Here is a 21,289-nt window from a genome sequence, read left to right as displayed (position 1 = left end):
CACCATTGCACCGGCCGCGTTAAGGAACCATCGCGCCGGCGTAAAGCCGGCGTATACCCACCGGGTACCCGGGCCGGATTACTGGCGTGGGTCGCGGAACGGACGGTGCCCGGCGGCGAAGTCGGCGGTCGACCGGCGCGGGTTGATGTCCAGCCCGCCGCGGCGCGTGTAGCGCGCCTCCACGTCCAGCGAATGGCAACCGCAGTGGCGTACCAGGTCGAGGAAGATGCGCTCCACGCACTGTTCGTGGAACTCGGCGTGGTCGCGGTAGCTGGCCAGGTAGCGCAGCAGGCCGCCGCGATCGATGCGCGGGCCCGCGTAGCGGATGCTCACGCTGGCCCAGTCGGGCTGGCCGGTGACCGGGCAATTGGACTTGAGCAGGGCCGAGACCAGCGTCTCGGCGACCGCCTCGCCGCCATCGGCGTGCAGGAAGCCGGCCTGCGGCGGGCCATAGTGGTCGATGTCCAGCTCCAGGCCGTCGATGCTCTCGCCTTCGGCGTCGGCCACCGGCGGCAGGCCGAACTCGACCGTGACCCCGGCCCCGGCGCAGGCGGACAGGTCGGCGGCGATGCGTGCGCGCACGTCGGCGGCGCTGGCGAAACGCGCCGCGTTGAGTGAGTTCAGGTAGAGCTTGAGCGACTTGGATTCGACCAGGTTGGGCGAGGCCGCAGGCACCCACAGCGTCGCGGTGGCCACGCACGGCTTGCCGCGCATGTCCAGCCAGCCCAGCTCATAGACATGCCAGCGGTCCTGGCCGACGAACGGCAGCGCGGCGGCGAGGCCGATCTCGGCGCGCGCGGTGGCCCGCGGGATCGGGAACAGCAGCCCCGGGTCGTACTGCGAGGGGTAGGCGACCTCGCGGCCGAGGCTGGAATCGTGGGGGGTATTCATGCGCGGATTGTAGGAGTTGTCAGGTGAGCCGTGGCTGCACCGCCTGCCGCCGCCGGCGCCCCCTCACACGCCGGCGTCGGCGTCGGCGGGCCATGCCGCCCACCGGAACCTGGAGTGGCGGCCGCGGGCCGCCGTCAGTGACCGCCCGCCAGGACGGCGGCGCGGCGAGCCGGCCGCGCGCCGTCGACAGCCCGGGCAAGGCCGGCCGGGGCTCAGCCGGCGCCGCCGTGCAGGTAGTCCAGCGACACCTGCAGCAGCGCGCGCAGCCCCACGTCCAGCGCCTTCTCGTCGAGCAGGAACTTCGGCGAGTGGTTGCTGGGTGCGGTGGCCGGGTCGATGCCGGCGCCGGTGGAGCCGACGAAGAAGAACATCGCCGGCACCTGCTGCGCGTACAGCGAGAAGTCCTCCGAGCCCATCTGCAGCGGCGGCTCGTAGACGTTGTCCTTGCCGACCACCGCCTGCAGGCTGGGCAGCATGCGCGCGGTCAGCGCCGGGTCGTTGACCGTCGCCGGGTTGCCGTCCTTCTCATAGATGTCGGTGGTGGCGGTGGCGCCGTGCGCGGCGGCGGTGTGCTCGGCGACGTTGCGCAGGTCGGCGAAGATCTGCCGGCGCATGTCCGGGTCGAAGGTGCGGATGGTGCCGACCATCTCCACCGCGTCGGGGATGATGTTGTAGCGGATGCCGCCCTTGATCGCGCCGAAGGTCAGCACCGCCGGCTGCCTGGACAGGTTGGCGCGGCGGCTGACGATGGTCTGCGCGGTCCCGATCAGGTCGGAGGCGGCGACGATCGGGTCGATGCCGTTCCATGGCGCCGAGCCATGGGTCTGGCGGCCGTTGACGGTGATGGAGAAGCGGTCGGAGGCGGCCATCAGCGGGCCGCCGCGCACGGCGATCTGCCCGGCCTGGACGCTGGAGAACACATGCAGGCCGAACACCGCCTCCGGCTTGAAGTCCTTGAACAGCCCTTCCTTGAGCATCAGCTCGGCGCCGCCCTGCTCCGGCGGCGGCGCGCCCTCCTCGGCCGGCTGGAAGATCAGCATCACCTCGCCCGGCAGCTTGTCGCGCATCGCCATCAGCGCATCGGCCACGCCGAGCAGGGTGGCGGTGTGGGCGTCGTGGCCGCAGGCATGCATCACCCCGACCTTCTCGCCGCGGTACTCGGCGGTGGCGGTGGAGGCGAACGGCAACCCGGTCTGCTCGGTCACCGGCAACGCATCCATGTCCGCGCGCAGGGCGATCTTCGGGCCCGGCAGGCCGCCCTTGATGACCGCCACCACGCCGTGCACGGCCACCCCGGTCTTCGGCTGCAGGCCCATCGCGCGCAGGCGCTCGGCGACCTTGGCGGCGGTGCGTGCCTCGCGGTTGGACAGCTCCGGATGCTGGTGGAAGTCGCGGCGCCACTCCACCACCTGGCGCTGCAGGCGCGCCGCGGCGGCCTCGACCTCCGGGCGCTGGGCGTCGGCGGCCAGCGCGGCCGCGGGGGCCAGGGCGCACGACAGCGCGGTCAACAGAACGGTCTTGCGGATCATCCAGGCATTCCTCGTCGGCAATCGAGATGTGAATGTAGGGCAAACGAACCGGGGCGACGAGTGTCAACCGATGCCGCCCGGAACCGTTCACCCCCCATGCCGGTCAGAGCGCGTGGCCCATCGGTCATGCAGCCGCTGTCATGGCCCGGCGTTATGCTCTGCGCCGTTGTGCCCGCCCCCTCGCCCATCGGTTCATCGGGAGTTTTTGCATGTCGCGTTTCTGGAAGATCGTGCTGCTCGTCATCGCCATCCTGCTGGTGGCGGGAATCGGCTACCGGATGATGGGAGGCGGCAAACAGGCCGGGGGCGCGGCACAGGCCGAGGGCGCGGGCGGCGGCCGGGGCGGCGGCGACAGGGCGCGCGACCCGGTGCCGGTCACCGCGGTGGCGGCCGAGCGCAGGAACGTGCCGGTGTATGTCACCGCGCAGGGCACGGTGGCCGCCTACAACACGGTCACGGTCAGCCCGCAGGTCGGTGGCGAGCTGTTGAGCGTCGATTTCAAGGAAGGGCAGTCGGTGAAGAAGGGCGACCTGCTCGCCCGGATCGACCCGCGTACCTTCCAGGCCCAGTACGACCAGGCCCTCGCCAGCCAGCGCCAGAACCAGGCCCTGCTGGCCACCGCCCAGTCCAACTACGAACGTTCCAATTCCGAGGCCTACCGCCAGTACGTGGCGCAGACCGATCTGACCACCCTCCGCAACCAGGTGGCCCAGTACCAGGCGGCGGTGGCCGCCGCCCAGGCCACGGCCAACCAGAGCAGGGTGCAGCTGGGCTACACCCGCATCGTCTCGCCCATCGACGGCGTGGCCGGCATCCGCGCGGTCGACCCGGGCAACGTCGTCGGCGCCGGCACGGCGATCGTCACCCTCACCCAGCTGCAGCCGATCTACGTGTTGTTCAACCTGCCCGAACAGCAGTTGGACGCGGTGCGCGCGGCGCAGGGCAAGGGGCCACTGGAAGCGGCGACGCTGGACCGCGCCGGCGGCAGCGTGGTCAACGCCGACGGCAAGCTGCAGGTGGTGGACAACCAGATCAGCGCCACCAGCGGCACCTTCCGCCTGCGCGCCGAGTTCCCCAACGCCGACAAGGCGCTGTGGCCGGGCCAGTTCGTCAACGTGCGCATGAAGCTCGACGAGCTGCCCGGCGCGGTGGTGGTGCCGGCCGAAGCGGTGCAGCGCAGCAGCACCGGCGATTTCGTCTACCTGGTCAAGCCCGACAACACCGTCACCCTGCGCGACGTGGTGCAGGGTGGCCAGGTCGACGACAGCCACGTGGTCATCAGCAAGGGCCTGCAGCCGGGCGACAAGGTGGTCACCGAGGGCCAGTTCCGGCTCAAGGAAGGCGTCAAGGTCATTCCGCTGCAACCGGGCCAGGCACCGCCGGAGCCGACCGAGGCGCAGTTGAAGGCCGCCAGCGAGAAGCGCGGCGGCGGCCGGGGTGGTCGTGGCCCGCGCTGAGGCCGCGCGCGCGCCACGGCCGCTGGCGCGCGATACCACGGTGCAGGCACCGGGCATGTACGCATGCGTGAGCACCCCGCGCGGGCCACGCGACGCGCGCGGCGGGAGCGTGGGCAGGTCCTGACCGCCCCGCACCGCGCACACTCTCACCACAGGAATCGACCGTGGGCTTCTCGACTCTCTTCATCCGCCGCCCCATCGCCACCTCGCTGCTGATGGTCGGGCTGATGCTGCTCGGCATCCTCGGCTACCAGCGCCTGCCGGTTTCGGCCCTGCCCGAGATCGAGGCACCCAGCCTGGTGGTCACCACGCAGTACCCCGGCGCCAGTGCGCAGACCATGGCCTCGCTGGTGACCACGCCGCTGGAGCGGCAGCTGGGCCAGATTTCCGGCCTGGACCTGATGACCTCCGACTCCTCGGCCGGCCTGTCCAGCATCGTGCTGCAGTTCTCGATGGAGCGCGACATCGACACCGCCGCGCAGGACGTGCAGGCGGCGATCCGCCAGGCCACCCTGCCCGGCTCGCTGCCGTACCAGCCGGTCTACAACCGGGTGAACCCGGCCGATGCGCCGATCCTGACCCTGAAGCTGGCCTCGGACACGCGCCCGCTGCGCGAGGTCAACGACCTGGCCGATTCGGTGCTGGCCCAGCGCCTGTCGCAGGTGGACGGCGTCGGCCTGGTGTCGATCGCCGGCAACGTGCGCCCGGCCGTGCGCATCCAGGCCAACCCGGCGCAGCTGGCCAACATGGGCATGACCCTGGAAGACCTGCGCAGCGCGCTGACCCAGGCCAACGTCAACGCACCCAAGGGCTCGCTCAACGGCAAGACCCAGAGCTACACACTGTCCACCAACGACCAGCTCAGCGACGCGGCCGACTACAACGACATCATCGTGCGCTACCGCAACGGCGCGCCGGTGCGTCTGCGCGACGTGGCCAGCGTGGTCGACGGGGTGGAGAACGACCAGATCGCGGCCTGGGCCGACGGCAAGCCGGCGGTGCTGCTGGAAGTGCGGCGCCAGCCCGGCGCCAACATCGTCAAGACCGTGCAGAACATCCGCCAGATCCTCCCCGGCCTGCAGGGCATGCTGCCGGCGGACGTGACGCTGGACGTGTTCTCCGACCGCACCGTGACCATCCGCGCCTCGGTGCACGACGTGCAGTTCACCCTGGTGCTCACCATCTGCCTGGTGGTGGCGGTGATCTTCGTGTTCCTGCGCCGGCTGTGGGCCACGGTGATCCCGTCGGTGGCGGTGCCGCTGTCGCTGCTGGGCACCTTCGGGGTGATGGCCTTCGCCGGCATGTCGCTGGACAACCTGTCGCTGATGGCGCTGACCGTGGCCACCGGCTTCGTGGTCGACGACGCGATCGTGATGATCGAGAACATCGTGCGCTACATCGAGCAGGGCAAGGACGGCCAGGATGCCGCCGAGACCGGCGCGAAGGAGATCGGCTTCACCGTGCTGTCGCTGACGGTGTCGCTGATCGCGGTGTTCCTGCCGCTGATCCTGATGCCGGGCGTCACCGGCCGCCTGTTCCACGAGTTCGCCTGGGTGCTGTCGATCGCGGTGGCGATCTCGATGCTCATCTCGCTGACTCTCACCCCGATGATGTGCGCCTACCTGCTCAAGCCCGACGCGCTGCCCGAGGGCGACGATGCCCACGAGCGCGCCGCCGCGCAGGGCAAGGTGACGGCGTGGTCGCGGCTGGTGCACCTGTACGAATCCAGCCTGGACTGGGTGCTGCGCCACCAGCGCATGACCCTGGGGATCGCCCTGGGCTCGGTGGTGCTGACCGTGCTGCTGTACATCGCCATTCCCAAGGGCCTGCTGCCCGACCAGGACACCGGCATGGTCACCGGCGTGGTGATCGCCGACCAGAACGTGGCCTTCGAGCAGATGCAGCAGCGCACCCGGGCCGTGGCCGAGGCGTTGCGCCAGGACGAGGCGGTCACCGGCGTGGCCGCCTACATCGGCGCCGGCTCGATGAACCCCACGCTCAACCAGGGCCAGCTGAACATCGTGCTCAAGGATCGCGGCGAGCGCGGCAGCCTGGACACGATCCTGCCGCGGCTGCAGGCCGCCGCCGCGCACATCCCCGGCGTCGCGCTGTACCTCAAGCCGGTGCAGGACGTGACCCTGGACACGCGCGTGGCCGCCACCGCCTACCAGTTCTCGCTGTCGGACATGGACAGCCGGGAGCTGGCCGAGCAGGCCGCGCGCGTCACCGACGCGCTGCGCCGCCTGCCGGAGCTGGCCGACGTCGACAACAACCTGGCCGACCACGGCCGCGCCCTGCACGTGGAAGTGGACCGCGACAAGGCCAGCCGCTACGGCGTGCCGATGCAGACCATCGACGACACCCTGTACGACGCCTACGGCCAGCGCCAGATCTCCACCATCTTCACCCAGCTCAACCAGTACCGCGTGGTGCTGGAGGTGGCGCCGGAGTTCCGCACCGCCGACGCGCTGATGAACCAGCTGGCGATCGGCAGCAACGGCAGCGGCGCGCTGACCGGCAGCAACGCCACCACCCTGGGCCAGGTCAGCTCCAGCAACTCCTCCACCGCCACCGGCATCGGCAACAGCAACACCGGCATCGCGCTGGGCGCCGGCGGCAGCATCCCGCTGTCGGCCATCGCCACCGCCACCCCGGGGACCGCGCCGCTGATCGTCAGCCACCAGCAGCAGCTGCCGTCGGCGACGATCTCGTTCAACCTGGCCCCGGGCTACTCGCTGTCCGAAGGCGTGGCGGCGATCAACAAGGCCGTGGCAGCGTTGCAGCTGCCGTCGCAGACGCAGGCGCAGTTCGTCGGCACCGCCGCCGAGTTCTCCAGCAGCCAGACCGACGTGGTGTTGCTGCTGCTGGCCGCCATCGCGGTGATCTACATCGTGCTGGGCGTGCTCTACGAGAGCTGGATCCACCCGCTGACCATCATCTCCACCCTGCCCCCGGCCGGCGTCGGCGCGCTGCTGGCGTTGTACCTGTGCGGGATGAGCCTGTCGGTGGACGGCATCGTCGGCATCGTGCTGCTGATCGGCATCGTCAAGAAGAACGCGATCATGATGATCGACTTCGCGCTGGACGCGCAGCGTGCCGGCATGAACGCGTTCGACGCGATCCGCCGCGCCTGCCTGCTGCGCTTCCGCCCGATCATGATGACCACCGCCGCGGCCATGCTCGGCGCGCTGCCGCTGGCGCTGGGTACCGGCATCGGCTCGGAACTGCGGCGCCCGCTGGGCGTGGCCATCGTCGGCGGCCTGCTGCTCTCGCAGCTGGTCACGCTGTACACCACGCCGGTGATCTACCTGTACTTCGAGCGGTTCTCCGAGTGGGCCGCGCGGCGCCGCGAGCGTCGCGCCGCCGCACGCCTGCAGGCGGCCGGCAAGCGCACGGCATGAACATCTCCGCGCCCTTCATCAAGCGCCCGATCGGCATCAGCCTGCTGGCCATCGGCCTGTTCTTCGCCGGGCTGCTGTGCTACCTGCGGCTGGGCGTTGCGGCGCTGCCGAACCTGTCGATCCCGGTGATCTTCGTGCAGGCCAGCAACATCGGCGCCGACGCCGACACCATGGCCGCCACCGTCACCGCGCCGCTGGAGCGCCACCTCGGCCAGGTGCCGGGCATCAGCACCATGCGCTCGAGCAGCAGCGACGGCCGCAGCATGGTGTTCCTGATGTTCGACACCAGCCGCGACATCGACGCGGCGGCGCAGGACGTGCAGGCGGCGATCAATGCCGCCATGGCCGACCTGCCGGCCGGCATCAACACGCCCACCTACCAGAAGGCCAACCCCAACGACGACCCGGTGATCGCGCTGTCGCTGACCTCGGACACGCAGTCGGTCGCGCAGCTCTACAACCTGGCCGACTCGCTGCTGGCGCAACGCCTGCGGCAGCTGCCGGGGGTATCGCAGGTGGACATCGCCGGCGCCTCGACCCCGGCGGTGCGGGTGGACCTCAACCTGCGCGCGATGAACGCGCTGGGGCTGAGCCCGGACGACCTGCGCAACGCCATGCGCGCGGCCAACGTGGCCTCGCCGCTGGGCTTCCTCGACGACGGCCGCAGCCAGACCGCCATCGTCCTCAACGACCAGGTACGCAAGGCGGCCGATTTCGCCAACATCGCCATCGCCAGCCACGACGGCGCGGTGGTGCGGCTGAAGGACATCGCCACCGTCTATGACGGCCAGCAGGACGCGTTCCAGGCGGCCTGGTTCAACGGCAGGCGCGGCGTGCTGATGTACGTGTACCTGCGCAGCGGCGCCAACCTGGTGGCGACCGTGGACCGGGTCAAGGCGGAGATGCCGGCACTGTCCAGCCATCTCGATGCCGGCACCACGCTCACCCCCTACTTCGACCGCACCCCGACCATCCGCGCGTCGCTGGCCGAGGTGCAGATCACCCTGATGATCAGCCTGGCGATGGTGGTGCTGACCATGGCGCTGTTCCTGCGCCGGCTGGCGCCGACGCTGATCGCCGCGGTCACCGTGCCGCTGTCGCTGGCCGGCGCGGCGGTGGTGATGATGACGCTGGGCTTCACCCTCAACAACCTGACCCTGCTGGCGCTGGTCATCGCCATCGGCTTCGTCGTCGACGACGCCATCGTGGTCATCGAGAACATCATGCGCCACCTGGACGCCGGCATGCCGCGCATGCAGGCGGCGATGGCCGGCGCGCGCGAGATCGGCTTCACCATCGTCTCCATAACCGCCTCGCTGGTGGCGGTGTTCCTGCCGATCATCTTCGCCCAGGGCATGCTCGGCGCGTTCTTCCGCGAGTTCACCCTGACCCTGGTGGCGGCGATCATGGTGTCGGCACTGGTGTCGCTGACCCTGACCCCGGCGCTGTGCGCACGCTTCCTGCAGCCGCACGAGGCGCACGTGCGCGAGTCGCGCACCCACCGCCTGCTCGACCGCGTGCACGGCGGCATGCTGAAGGTGTACACGGTGGCGCTGGATTTCTCGCTGCGCCATGCGCTGCTGCTGGCGCTCACCCCGCTGCTGCTGATCGTGGCCACGTTCTACCTGGCCGGCGCGGTCGGCAAGGGCAACTTCCCCGAGCAGGACACCGGCCTGATCTGGGGCCGCGCCAGCTCCAGCGCCACGGTGTCCTTCAACGAGATGAGCCAGCGCCAGCGGCGCCTGAGCGACATGTTCCTGGCCGACCCGGCGGTGAAGATGGTCGGCTCGCGGCTGGGTTCCAGCCGCCAGGGCAGCAGCGCGCAGTTCAACATCGAGCTCAGGACGATGGCCGAGGGGCGGCGCGAGCCGACCAGCCTGGTCGTGGCCCGGCTCAGCGCCAAGGCGGCGCAGTTCCCGGACCTGGACGTGCGCCTGCGCGCCATCCAGGACCTGCCTTCCGACGGCGGCGGCGGGGGTGGCCAGGGCGCGCAGAACCGGGTCACCCTGCAGGGCAACGATGCCGCGCAGCTGGCCGAATGGCTGCCGAAGCTGGTCGAGGTGCTGAAGCAGAACCCGAAGCTGCGCGACGTCGGCTCGGACGTGGACAAGGGCGGGCTGATGCAGAAGATCGTCATCGACCGCGAGAAGGCCTCGCGCCTGGGCGTGAGCATCGGCGCCATCGACGGTGCGCTGTACGGCGCCTTCGGCCAGCGCCAGATCTCCACCATCTATGCCGATCTCAACCAGTACGGCGTGGTGGTGAACGCGCTGCCGGAACAGACCGGCAGTCCGGCGGCGATCGACGACGTGTACGTGGCCTCCAGCAGTGGCCAGATGATCCCGCTCACCGCCTTCGCCCACCAGGAACCCGGGCTGGCGCCGTCGCAGGTGACCCACCAGAACCAATACACGGTGATGGACCTGAGCTACAACCTGGCGCCCGGCGTCAGCAGCGGCGAAGGCGATGCCATCGTCAAGGCCGCCATCGACGGCCTGCGCATGCCCGGCGACATCCGCCAGGCCGAACCCGGTGGCTTCCGCCAGGCGCTGGACCCGGCCGCGATGCTGATGCTGATCATCGCCGCCATCGCCACGGTCTACATCGTGCTGGGCATGCTGTACGAGAACCTGGTGCACCCGGTGACGATCCTGTCCACCCTGCCGGCTGCCGGCATGGGCGCGCTGCTGGCGCTGTGGGTGACCAGCACCGACCTGTCGGTGATCTCGACCATCGCCCTGGTGCTGCTGATCGGCATCGTCAAGAAGAACGCGATCATGATGATCGACTTCGCCCTGGTGGCGCAGCGCGAACACGGCATGTCGCCGGCCGAGGCGGTGCGCGAAGCCAGCATCGTGCGCTTCCGCCCGATCATGATGACCACGATGGTGGCGATCCTGGCGGCGCTGCCGCTGGCGATCGGCCTGGGCGAAGGCTCGGAACTGCGCCGCCCGCTGGGCATCGCGATGATCGGCGGCCTGCTGATCTCGCAGAGCCTGACCCTGCTCAGCACCCCGGCGCTGTACGTGATCTTCTCCTGCCTGCAGCAGCACTGGCGCGGCTGGCGTGCGCGCCGCCGCGAGCGCAGAAGCCAGCGGCGGATCGCGCGGGCCTGATCGTCTCCCGCACGCGGCTACGTTCCGCTGGAGCGTAGCCGGGATGGTCTCTGCCGGGCATTGCACGGCACGACGGAAATCTCCATCGCGGCGGCGCAGCCGTCACCCCGGCCAACGGCTGCGTGCGGTTTGTACGCGCGGGTTCCCGTCCGCAGCGACGTGGCCGGCGGACGGAGGCCGCAAGCGGAAGGGGCTAGGACAGCCGCGCCGGCAGCCGGCGTGTCCAGCGCCGGCCCCGTCGCCACGGATCAGGCCACCAACTGCGCCAGCGACTCCGCCTGCAGGCGCTCGTAGATCGCGAACTCGTCGGCCACCGTCGCCCCCAGCGCCTGCTCGAACGCCTCGCGGTTGGCGCGCGCCGCATAGGCGCGCTGCTCCTCGCCGCCCAGGTTGGACTGGAAGATGCCCGCGGCGCTGACCGGCAGGAAGTCCTCGTAGACGATGGGTTCGGCGACCGCCAGGCCACGCTCGATCAGCACCTCGGCCGGCAACCCGCGCTCGGCCGCCGGCAGCGCGCGGCCGGCATCGGTCAGCACGTAGCGGTAGTAGCCCAGGCCCTCGCGGCGCAGGGTGGCGTGGTCGTCGGGGAAGCCGGCGAATGCCGCCTGCAGGCGCTGCATGTAGTCGCCACCGGTGCTGCCGGCGCCGCCGTTGTCGCGCGCCTGGGCCAGCAGCGCGTCGTACAGCGCGCGCCCCTTGGGGGTCAGCGCCAGGCCGCGCTGTTCGATCTCGCCGAAGCGCGCGGTATGCGTGCCGGCGGCGTTGTCCTCGCCCGACGGGAAGTGCACCAGTTCCTCCAGCGCCTTGAAGCTGGTCTGGCGCAGCAGGATCGGGCACGCGCGGCGCGGCGGGCCTTCGATGACCGCCTTGGCGGCAAGGCCACGCGCCTGCATCGCCGCCTGCGCGGCATCGATGTCGAGGGTGCGCGGGGTCAGGTGGTTGATGTGCGGTCCGCGGAAGCTGACCACGTCGGCCACCAGCCGGTGCGCAGCATGCAGGGCGTGGTAGGTCTGCAGCGACACGGTGGCCTCGTTGTGCCAGCGGAAGGTTTCCAGCGCCTCGACCACGAAGCGCCAGGCGTCCTCGCCGGACAGGCCGCCATCGCGCTCGCACTGCTCGATGAGCTGCAGCACGCCCGGGGTGAAGATCGTGCGCCGCGATAGGATCCCGGCCGCCTGCGCGCGCAGTGCCTCGTCCTCGATCAGCTCCAGCCGCAGCAGCGAGGTGAACACGCGGAACGGATTGCGGTTGAGCGATTCACCATCGACCGGGCGGAACGCGGTGGAGTGCACCGGCACGCCGGCCACCGACAGATCGTAGTAACCCACCGGCTGCATGCCCATCACCGCGAACAGACGACGCAGCGTGGACAGCTCCTGCGCGGTACCGACCCGGATCGCGCCGTGGCGCTCCACGTCCAGGCGCTCGCGCTCGCCGCTGCGCTGCATCTGCGCGGCCAGGTCCGGCTGCGCGTCCAGCACGCCGGCATTGACCTCGCCGACCAGTTCCACGAGGGTGCCGTACAGCGGCACCTCGGTGCGGTACATGTGCGACATCGCCTGCGAGAACAGGCTGCGGATGTGGTCGGTCGAGACGAAACGGTCGGCGGTCATGGCGGGGCGCGCGGCGCGGCAGGGGAAACCGCCATTTTCGCCCGGATGGGGCCGCGGGGTCATCCATTGCATCGGTTACTTTCGCGGTACCGCCGGGGCATCCGCCGTGACGTGCCCCCGGCCGCTCAGTCCGGTGCGCGGGCGGCCGCGTCGCGCCGCGCGCGGTCGCCGAGCTGGCGCTGCAGCAGCGCATCCAGCCGGACCGGGCGGTCCCAATGGTCGTAGCTGGCGACCAGGGCGTGGCGCACCGCGCGCCAGTGCAGGTTCTCCGGTGCCACCGCCAGGCTTTCCACCACGGCTCTCCAGCCTTCGCCCGGGAGCCGGGTGCGCGCCTGCACCGGCTCGCGGCAGCTGGCACCGATGGCCTGGCCCCAGAAGCAGGCGAACCAGATGTCGCCGGCCGCCCAGCCATGCTGCTGCATCAGCGCCTGGACGTAGCCGCGGCGCGCGCCGCCATAGCGCACCAGCTCGTCGATGAAGGCGTCGGGGTAGCGCTCGGCATAGCGGTTGACGTCGGCCAGCTGGCGGTCGAGCCAGGCATCGCCGGTACCCGGGTCGTAGGCAGGCGCGGTCGCGGCCGGGGCCGCCGCGGCTTCCTGCGCCACAGCCACCCCGGGAAAGGCGGACGCCGCGGAAACACACACGAGCAACGCGGGCAGGCAACCACGCAGCCACGCCACCCGCGGCCCGGCCTGCGCGCGCCGCGCGTTGCGGTTCATCGCCCGACCGCTTCGATCGCGGCCACCGCCTGCGGCCACTGCCAGGCGGTATCGGCCAGGCGCAGGCGCGGTTCGTCGCTGGACACGCCGTGCTCGGCCTCGTGCGCCCAGGTCACCGCATACGGGGTGTGCACGCCCCAGCCGCCGAGCGCCAGCACCGGCTCGATGTCCGAGCGCAGCGAATTGCCGACCATCACGAAGCGCTCGGCCGGCAGGTTGAACTCGGCCAGCACCCGGGCATAGGTGGACGGGTCCTTTTCCGAGACGATCTCGATGCGCGGGAACAGGTCGCGCAACCCGGAACGTTCGATCTTCTGTTCCTGGTGGAACAGGTCGCCCTTGGTGATGAGTACCACCGGCCAGCGTGCGGCGATGGCGGATACCGCCTCGCGCACGCCGTCGATCACCTCCACCGGGTGCTGCAGGGTGCGGCGGCCGATCTCGACGATCTGGCGCAGGTGCGCGGCGGAAATGCGCTCGTCGGTCAATTCGATGGCCGCTTCGATCATCGACAGGGTCATGCCCTTGGCGCCGTAGCCGAACACCGCCAGGTTGCGCCGCTCCACCTTGAGCAGGTGCTGCGCGGTACCGGCATCGTGCAGGTCGACGTAGTGGCCGAGGATGGACTCGAATTCCTGTTCGGCCTGGCGGTAGAAGTCCTCGCTCTTCCAGAGCGTGTCGTCACCGTCGAAGCCGACCAGGCCGATGCCGGGGGGATGTGCCGAAGCGTGGGATGCGGAAGTCATGCCGCACAGGATAGCAACCGGCCCATGCGGAAGGAGCGGCCTGCGGCCGCTCCTCCGGGGACATGGCGGTACCGCCGCCGCTGCGTTACTTCTGCTGTGAGGCGCTGTAGGTGCGGTATTCGTCCGGGGTCAGCTTGCCGTCCTTGTCGGCATCGGCGGCGTCGAACACCTGCGCCAGCCCGGCATGGGCCTGCGATTCGGCGCGGCTGATGCTGCCGTCGCCGTCGGTGTCCAGGCTGGCCCACGACTGGCCATTGCCGCCGGCCGCCGCGTCGGCGGCGGTGGCCTGCCCGGCCTGTGCCGCCTGCCCGTGGGCCTGGTGTTCCTGCTCGGCCTTGGGGTCCTGGGCCATGGCCGGCATGGCCAGCACGGCACCGGCGACGGCGACGAGGGCGAACAGCGGGTTGCGGTTGCGAATGGTCATCAGGGGGTTCCTCCTGCGGTTCTGGAAAGCGCGGTGATTCCGCACGCCGCCACCCTCGCAGGCCCGTCCTGAATCGCGCACGCCCCACGGAACGGCCACAGACACGGTGTTAACCAACGCACGCGCGCAAGCCGCTACCGCCCTGGTTAGCGATGCGTGAGCCGCAGGTAAGCCATGCATTCGGGCGTTCCATCCGCGGCACGCCCGCGTGGATCGGGCGGCGTCAGTCGCCGCGGGTGTCGCCTTCCGCGGCGGCGCGCGGGCTGAACGCCCGCCATCCGAGCCCCACGCCGACCAGCGCACCGGCGACTTCCAGCACCACCCGCGTCCCCAACTGGTCGGGATCGTGGATACCGGCCAGCGCCAGCCGCGCATACAGCGGCGACTCCAGCTGCACCATGCCGAGGTAGAACAGGTTCCAGCCGTCCACGCCGGCACCGATGGCAACCGCGGCCAGGCACGGCCAGGCGATGGCATGGCCCGCCGACAGGCCGGTGCGACGGCACACCTGCCACCACAGGAAGAACACCACGAAACCGACCGCCAATGCGATCAGGGCTGCTTCCAGCGAGCCCAGCAGGCCGTAGTGGAGTTCCAGGTTCATCGTTTTCCGGTCATGGCAACGGGGAGACCGCAGTGTAGCCGGCCGCATCCTGCCCGCAGGCGCGGCGGCCGCGACGCGGCTTTCGTGGCGACGCCAGCGCCGCGTGGTGCGGCGCTGGTCGCGCTAGCGCACCGGGAAGTCGTAGGCGGTATCGGGGGTCGGCTCGGGCCGGAACGTGTAGTGCCACCATTCCATGGGGTAGTTGGCGAAGCCTTCGGCGCCCATCGCGTCGAGCAGCAGCCGGCGATTGTCGCGCTGCCGGGCAGTGATGTCCGGGCTGTCGGTATGCGCCAGCGGATCGAACCGGTCGAAGCCGGTGCCCATGTCCAGTTCCACGCAGTCGCCCTGGCGGCAGTCGAGCAGGCCCAGGTCCACGGTGGCGCCGCGGCTGTGGCCGGAATGCTCGGCGATGTAGCCGTCCAGCAACCGGCTCTTGTCGATGTTCGGGTAGTAGCGGGCCTTGGCCTGCTGGTCGGCCGGGTCGTGCGCCCAGGCGACGAACGACTGCACCGAGCGTACCGGGCGGTAGCAGTCGTACAGGCGCAGCGCGTGGCCCTGCGCCTGCAGCGCGCGCTGCACGCGCGCCAGCGCCTGCGCGACCGGCGCGAGCAGGTAGCAGCGCGGCGCGTCGTAACCGGGCACCGGCCGGCCGGTGAAGTTGTCGCTGCCGGCATAGCGCATGTCCAGCGAGAACCCGGGCGCCAGGGTGGCGACATCCAGCATGCCGGCCTGCGCCGGCGTGGCGGCCGGGGACACCGCCGGCACCGCCGCCTGCGCCGCGGCGCAGGCGGCCAGCGCAGGCAACGCGATCCAACACCGGAGATTCATGGCAATGGCTCTGCGCATGGCTCAGGTGCGCTCGCGCAGATAGCCGTTCAGGCCCTTGGCACGCAGCAGCTGCGCGGCGCCGGCCCAGTCCAGCGGCCTGCCGCTGTCCAGGCGCTCGAGCACGGCGACGATCGCCAGTTCCACCTCGGGCAGCTGCGCCGCCTCCGGCAGGCGTGCGCGCTGGTCGATCGCTTCGTACAGCACGGCATTGGCCTCGGCATAGCCCAGCAGGTCGGTGGCGCCGTGCTGCGCGCGCCAGCGCTTGCCATCGAGCACGGCGTTGACGTGCGACTGGATCAGGTAGGTGGCACGGCCGATCAGCTTGAGGTTGCCCGGCTGCACCGCGGTCATGGTGTTGCCCACGGTGCGCCCGAGCCGCGCCATCACCGCGGTCGAATGCGCATTGAGCAGCATCTTCAGCGCCAGCGTGCGGTCCAGGCCGAGCGGATCGTTGCCCTGGGGCAGTTCCAGCGCGATGTCGCGGGGCATGCCGTCCAGCGCCTTGCCGGCATCGCCGGAGGCCGCGCCGTGCCCCACGGTGACGGTCAGCCGGCCGGCGCCGGCGTCGCCGAACGCCTGCCACCATTGCCGGGCCAGCGCATCCATCGGCTCGCCGGCATAGCGCAGCAGCACGCCCAGGTCGCCCGCCTGCGGCGGCAGCCGCTCGCGGTTGGCCGGCGACCAGGACAGGTCGTACAGGGCCTGCTGCTCGGCGCCGGCGCGTTCCAGGCTGCGCAGCGCGGTGGCACGCAGCGCCGGGTCGTCCACCTTCTGCTCGAACTGCGGGCGGTACTGCGCGGCATCCAGCCCGTGGAACGGGCGGTGCAGCAGTGCGTCCCAGGCCGCCTGCGGCGTCGCCACCGGCGCCCAGACGCGGATCCACGACGCAGGCGGCGTCGTATCGGTGCGGTCCAGCGGCGCCAGCCGGAACGTCGGCGCGCGTTCGGTCACGTCCACGAACACCGGCATCAGCGCCTGCCCGGCCAGGTAGGTGGCGTGGTGGCCACCGGCATAGGCCTGGGCCTCGCGTACGGTCCACTGCGCCAGTTGCGGGGCGCTGGCCGCAACGCTGCGCTGCAGGCCGGCGAAGCCGCGCAGGCGGCTCTCCAGGGTGTCCTTGGAATCCAGCCCCAGACGCTGTGCGTCGGCCGCGTCCAGCTGCGGCAGCAGCAGCGCGCGCAGCGCGTCTTCCAGCACCAGCCCCAGCGCGTACAGGCTGGTGGTGGTGGCCTGCATGCGGGTGGACCCGGTGATGGCCTGCGGGCCGGTGGGCAGCGCGATCTTGTGGATGCGCGCATCGTCGAGCACGCGACGGCTGCGCTCGAACGGGCGCAGCACCTCGTCCGGGTTGTTGTAGACGAACCAGACCCGGTCGGTACCCGCGCCACGCTCATCGGCGGCGGCCAGCGCGGTGCCGATCACCGCCGAGGTCTCGCCTCCCTCGGTCACCGCGAACACCACGTCGTCGGCGCTGATGCCGTCATCGCGCATCTGCAGCGCGCCGATCAGCTGGAGGTCCTCGAAGCCCTCCAGCGAGCTGATCAGCGCGCGGTCGCCGCCGGTGATCTCGCCGCGCACGCGCTCGCCCAGGCCCGCCGGCAACGCAGCGGCGACGCGCGGCCACGCCGGGTCGGCCTGCAGGCGCTTCCAGAACGGCCGCCACACGCCGCTCTCCAGCGTTTCGGCCAGGCGCCCGGTGGAGCCGGTGCCATAGAAGTAGATGCGGTGACCGTCGCGCAGCGCACGCTGCACCGCCGCCGAGGCCGCATGCAGGCGGGCCATGCGCTGCGGATCATCGGCCAGCGCGGCGAAGGCGCGGGCCACGTCCTCGTCGACCGAGAACAGCTGCGACAGCGCCTGCGCCGGATCGTGCGCGGCCACTTCGCTCAGGTTCCAGGTGCGGGGATGGCGCTGTTCGGTCAGCAGCGTGTGCAGCTGGAACTGGGTGCGCTGCTGCACGAATTCGGTGGAGGCCGGCGCCGGCGACAGGCCCAGCCGACCGGTGCCATCGGCGGCGAGGGCAGCCGGGCTGATCGCGGCCAGGCTCAGGGCGAACGTCATGGCGATGCGTCCGGTACGGGGGGAAGATGCACGGTTGGGTCGAGTCATGCGGCCGGCCTCAGCGGTGGGTGGCCGGTGCGGCCGGTGCGGGCGTGGCCAGCGCATGCAGGATGCGCAGGTCCTCGGCGTCCAGCTCGGTGCCGCCCTGGCCACGGAAATGGTTGCGGAACGCGCGCACGGTGGCGGCGCGGTCGTCCAGCGGGTAGCCGATCAGGCGCAGCGCGGTCCACGGGTCGAACCCGTCCGGTGCCGGCGGCGCATCGGCGGCCGGCCAACGGCCGAAGCCGGCGTCGGCCAGGCGCTTCCACGGGAACAGCGGGCCCGGGTCGGGCTTGCGCGTCGGCGCCAGGTCCTGGTGGCCGATGATCTGGCTGCGCGGGATGCGCAGGCGCGTGCACAGGTCGTCCAGCAGCACCAGCAGGCTCTGCACCTGCGCCTCGGCGAACGGCGACTTGCCGTCGTTGTCCAGCTCGATGCCGATGGAGGCGGAGTTGAGGTCGGTGAACGGGCCCCAGCTGCCGGCACCGGCATGCCAGGCGCGGCGCTCGTCGCTGACCAGCTGGTAGCGCGTGCCGTCGGCGCCGATCAGGTAATGCGCGCTGACCGGGCCGCCACTGTTGCGGCCGCGCAGCGTATCCAGGCTCTGCTGCACCGATTCCTGCTCGGTGAAGTGGATGACGATCAGGTTGGGCCGGCGCACGTCCTGGTTCGGCGAAGGCACCCAGCCTGCCAGCGGGTTGCGCGGCGGCGCGTGGCCGCAGGCGGTGAGCAGGGCCAGCAACGCGGCCGGGAGCAACAGCTTGGTGGACATCTTCATCAACGCCTCGCTTGCACGACGGTGGTGCGTGAATCAAGGCAGGGCCGGCGTGCGGCCTGCCGACAACACGAAGAAAGCGCCTTCGCCGCCGCCGGTTGCCGGGCGGCGGCGAAAGGGGCCCGGAGACCGGGCCCGCGGTTGCGTCACTGGAAGCGGTACTCCAGCAGCAGGTTGAAGGAACGGCCGCGCGGGTCGGCCACGCGCGCTTCCCAGCCCGCGCCGTCGCCGTCGTCCAGGTAGCGGACGGTGAACGGCGGATCGGTGTTGAGCAGGTTGCGGATGCCGAACGTCGCCTTCAGGTTCTCCATGCCGGTCCAGGTCAGGCTGTAGTTGTAGGTGATGTAGGCATCGACGTTGCCGTCCCACGCCGGCGGGTTGTAGCCGTTGACGACGCCGCCCGGCTTCCAGTCCTTGTAGCCGCCACGGTACACCTGGGTCAGCGTGTGCGCCCAGTCGCCCCTGGCCCAGCCGGCGCTGACGGTGTGCTTCCACCTGATCGGCAGGTTGTAGTAGCGCTCGTACTCGCCGACCAGGTTGTCGCTGTAGGGCAGGCTGTCGAAGGTCTTGGTCCTGAACGTGTCCAGGTAATTGCCGTTGAGGTGGATGTTCCAGGTACCGCCGGCCAGGTCGCCGCGCACGTTGGAGTCCAGCTCGATGCCACGGGTCAGGGTGCCGCCGGTGTTGATGTAGCGCTGGTCGATGGCGATGATCTTGCCGCCCGAGTCGCGGATGAAGTTGGAGGCGTACAGCGGGTAGTTGGCCGTCATCGTCGACAGGTTGAAGCCGCTGCGGATCGTGTTGGTACGCTCGATCTCCCACCAGTCGACGCTGACGTTGAAGTTGCCGTTGGGCGCGATCACGAAGCCGATGCTGCGCTGTTCGGCCTCTTCCGGCTTCAGGTTCGGATTGCCGCCGGTGATGATGTCCGGGCGGATCTGCTCGCTGCAGTTGGCCACGTCCGGGTTGTACTGGCCCTTCGGGCAGGTCGCCGGGTCGGCCAGGTCCAGGCCGGTGTACTGGGTCTCGGTGACGCCGCGGAACAGCTTGGCGAAATCAGGCACCTTGAAGCCGGTGCTGTAGGAGCCGCGGAACACCAGCCAGTCCATCGGCTGCCACTTGAACGAGTACTTCGGATTGGTGGTGCCGCCGAAGCCGTCGTAACGGTCGTGGCGCACGGCCAGGTTGACCTCCAGGCTGTCGACCACCGGCAGGTTGACCTCGGCGAACACCGCCTTGACGTTGCGCTGCTTGGGCGACATGTAGTTGGAGGCATCGCCGGGAACACCGAACACGTAGGCGTTGCCCGCCACCCATTCGGCCGGGCCGCCGAACTCGTATTCCTCGCGGCGCACGTCCACGCCCGCCGCCGCCTGCACGTCGTTGTCGCTCCACAGGCGGAAGCCGAGGCTGCCGCTGAAGCTGGCGTCGAAGGTGGTCGTGGTCGAGGTGCCTTCGTAGATCTGCAGGCCGCTTGCGTCGGCCGCGGCCAGCGCGTCGTAGGCCGCCTGCGACTGGCTCTGGCCCGGCATCAGGAACGGGTTGAGCACGCCGTTCTTCAATGCCGCCTTCAGCTGCGGGGTGTAGTAGTAGCCACCGGCGGTCATCGACTCGGCCTTGCTCTGCGCGCGCGACAGGCCGATGTTGTAATCCCAGCTGCCGAGGCTGCCGGTCATGCCCAGCAGCGCGCGGTAGGCCTTGGTGGTGGTCTCGATCTGGCGCGGGCCGCAGACTTCGCAGCGCCAGCGGTAGGCAATGGGGCTGCCATAGACCAGGTTGGCCTGGTTGCCGAAATAATCGTGCAGCTGGTTGTAGATGGCGTCGTAGGTCGCCTTGGTGTTGGCGTTGAGCTCGTAGGCATCGAGCTGGGTGGCGCTGGCGTTGATGCTGGTGGTGATCTGCTGCGCCTCGAACTGGCGCTTGGACGTCACCTTCGAGCCCATGAACTCGGCGAAGAACTCATGGTTTTCGCCGACCTTGAAGGTGGCGCGGCCGATGCCCTGCACCGTGTCCACCGGCTGCTGGATGGTGCGCGCGCGGCCGTAGTCCCAGGCGCAGCCGAAGCTGGCACCGGGGCTGGCCCAGATCTTGTCGCCGTAGTCGCCCATCATGTCGCCGCCGTTCTCGCAGCCGGCGCCGCCGGGCAGGCGCAACGTGTTGATGGTGGTCTTGGTGAGGCCGGTGACCGGGTCCTTCAGGCCGCCGCCGATCATGCTGCCGGTGCCGGTGACGATGTTGGCGAACGGCGTGCCGCGGGTATCCGGCGACAGGCCACGGTCGGCCTGGAAGCTGTTGACGAAGTCGCGCTGGTTGCCGCGCAGGATCTTGTTCTGCTTGACGTTGACCGCGGCCCAGACGTTCCAGCGGTCGTTGTCCAGGTCGCCCCAGCCCCCCAGCAGGCTGCCGTGGAAGATGTTGCCGCCGCCTTCCTGGGTCACGTCGGCACCGGCGGTGAGGGTGATGCCCTGGTAGTTGTTGCGGGTGATGAAGTTGATCACGCCGCCGATGGCGTCGGTGCCGTACACGGCCGACGCGCCGTCGCGCAGCACTTCCACGCGCTCGATCGCGGCGAACGGGATCGAGTTCAGGTCGACCACCTGGCCCGCCAGGCCGTGCGCGGCGACGCGGCGGCCATTGAGCAGCACCAGGGTCGCGTCGGCACCCTGTCCGCGCAGGTTGGCGCCGGACACGCCGTTGTTGCCGCGGGTGCCCGGGGGGGCGACGCCGCTGTTGGCGGCCAGGCTGTCCGGGCCGCTGCTGGCGATGTTGAGCTGCTGCAGCAGCTGTTCGGCCGACGTGATGCCCTGGGCCTCGATCTCGGCCTTCTGGATGATGGTGACGGGCATCGCCGCCTCGACATCGGTGCGCTTGATGCGCGAGCCGGTGACTTCGATCTTGTCGAGCGTGCGCGCCTCGGGCGACGCGGCGGCGGCCGTGGGCTGGGACTGCGCGAACGCGGCCAGCGGGCTGCCGAGCGCCAGCAGCAGGGCGGCGCTCAGGTGGTGCATTCGTGGGGGACGTGCGGTTGCGGACATGCTCTCTCTCCAGAAATGGGCGCGTAACGTGGGTGCTGCAGGAGCGATGCC

14 protein-coding genes are annotated in these 21,289 nt (G+C 70.5%); 3 read left to right on the top strand and 11 right to left on the bottom strand.

The features are described 5' to 3' along the window. Nucleotides 1-78: 78 nt before the first annotated feature. Nucleotides 79-891, bottom strand: a complete 813-nt coding sequence (queF, locus tag QQA12_RS01325) for an NADPH-dependent 7-cyano-7-deazaguanine reductase QueF (protein ID WP_054661479.1) — start codon at nucleotides 889-891, stop codon at nucleotides 79-81. A 212-nt stretch (nucleotides 892-1,103) separates the two neighbouring features. Further along, a complete protein-coding gene (locus QQA12_RS01320) occupies nucleotides 1,104-2,420 on the bottom strand; it encodes an amidohydrolase (protein WP_226050581.1) in 1,317 nt (438 codons plus the stop codon). A gap of 209 nt (nucleotides 2,421-2,629) precedes the next feature. On the opposite strand from QQA12_RS01320, the gene QQA12_RS01315 reads away from it, so the two are divergent. The 3 genes from QQA12_RS01315 (at nucleotide 2,630) to QQA12_RS01305 (ending at nucleotide 10,394) form a co-directional block, all read left to right on the top strand. Then, nucleotides 2,630-3,877, top strand: coding sequence for an efflux RND transporter periplasmic adaptor subunit (locus QQA12_RS01315; RefSeq protein ID WP_226050582.1), 1,248 nt, complete (start codon nucleotides 2,630-2,632; stop codon nucleotides 3,875-3,877). Nucleotides 3,878-4,041: 164 nt separating this feature from the next. Continuing rightward, nucleotides 4,042-7,278 carry an efflux RND transporter permease subunit gene (locus QQA12_RS01310; RefSeq protein WP_226050583.1) on the top strand — a complete coding sequence of 1,079 codons (3,237 nt, stop codon included), beginning with the start codon at nucleotides 4,042-4,044 and terminating at the stop codon, nucleotides 7,276-7,278. Further along, a complete protein-coding gene (locus tag QQA12_RS01305) occupies nucleotides 7,275-10,394 on the top strand; it encodes an efflux RND transporter permease subunit (protein WP_054668526.1) in 3,120 nt (1,039 codons plus the stop codon). The genes QQA12_RS01310 and QQA12_RS01305 overlap by 4 nt, the downstream gene beginning before the upstream one ends. Nucleotides 10,395-10,642: 248 nt before the next feature. Here QQA12_RS01305 and QQA12_RS01300 read toward each other — a convergent pair whose 3' ends face one another. The 9 genes from QQA12_RS01300 to QQA12_RS01260 all read right to left on the bottom strand — a co-directional run bounded on the left by QQA12_RS01300 (nucleotide 10,643) and on the right by QQA12_RS01260 (nucleotide 21,238). Next, complete coding sequence (locus QQA12_RS01300; protein ID WP_226050584.1) at nucleotides 10,643-12,007, bottom strand: VOC family protein; 1,365 nt, start codon at nucleotides 12,005-12,007, stop codon at nucleotides 10,643-10,645. Between the two features lie 125 nt (nucleotides 12,008-12,132). Continuing rightward, the gene (locus QQA12_RS01295; protein WP_226050585.1) at nucleotides 12,133-12,726 is read right to left on the bottom strand and encodes a hypothetical protein; all 594 of its coding nucleotides are present in this window, start codon (nucleotides 12,724-12,726) and stop codon (nucleotides 12,133-12,135) included. Beyond that, nucleotides 12,723-13,472, bottom strand: a complete 750-nt coding sequence (locus QQA12_RS01290) for an HAD family hydrolase (protein WP_226050586.1) — start codon at nucleotides 13,470-13,472, stop codon at nucleotides 12,723-12,725. The genes QQA12_RS01295 and QQA12_RS01290 overlap by 4 nt, the downstream gene beginning before the upstream one ends. Before the next feature lie 85 nt (nucleotides 13,473-13,557). Then, nucleotides 13,558-13,896, bottom strand: coding sequence for an EF-hand domain-containing protein (locus QQA12_RS01285; protein ID WP_226050587.1), 339 nt, complete (start codon nucleotides 13,894-13,896; stop codon nucleotides 13,558-13,560). Between the two features lie 223 nt (nucleotides 13,897-14,119). After that, a complete protein-coding gene (locus QQA12_RS01280) occupies nucleotides 14,120-14,500 on the bottom strand; it encodes a hypothetical protein (protein WP_054661461.1) in 381 nt (126 codons plus the stop codon). 123 nt (nucleotides 14,501-14,623) lie between these two features. After that, a complete protein-coding gene (locus QQA12_RS01275) occupies nucleotides 14,624-15,328 on the bottom strand; it encodes a M15 family metallopeptidase (RefSeq protein ID WP_054661458.1) in 705 nt (234 codons plus the stop codon). 21 nt (nucleotides 15,329-15,349) lie between these two features. Continuing rightward, nucleotides 15,350-17,389 carry a hypothetical protein gene (locus QQA12_RS01270; RefSeq protein WP_226050588.1) on the bottom strand — a complete coding sequence of 680 codons (2,040 nt, stop codon included), beginning with the start codon at nucleotides 17,387-17,389 and terminating at the stop codon, nucleotides 15,350-15,352. Nucleotides 17,390-17,447: 58 nt separating this feature from the next. After that, a complete protein-coding gene (locus QQA12_RS01265; RefSeq protein ID WP_226050589.1) occupies nucleotides 17,448-18,206 on the bottom strand; it encodes an N-acetylmuramoyl-L-alanine amidase in 759 nt (252 codons plus the stop codon). 143 nt (nucleotides 18,207-18,349) lie between these two features. After that, nucleotides 18,350-21,238: a TonB-dependent receptor gene (locus QQA12_RS01260; protein WP_054661450.1), complete on the bottom strand. Its 2,889-nt coding sequence runs from the start codon at nucleotides 21,236-21,238 to the stop codon at nucleotides 18,350-18,352. Nucleotides 21,239-21,289: the final 51 nt, after the last annotated feature.

Origin of the sequence: Stenotrophomonas sp. 17(2023) (assembly GCF_030345315.1) — a bacterium.
Classification (GTDB): Bacteria; Pseudomonadota; Gammaproteobacteria; order Xanthomonadales; family Xanthomonadaceae; genus Stenotrophomonas; species Stenotrophomonas acidaminiphila.
Note: the sequence above shows the minus strand (reverse complement) of the source record. Positions and strands in the feature narration are given on the sequence as shown.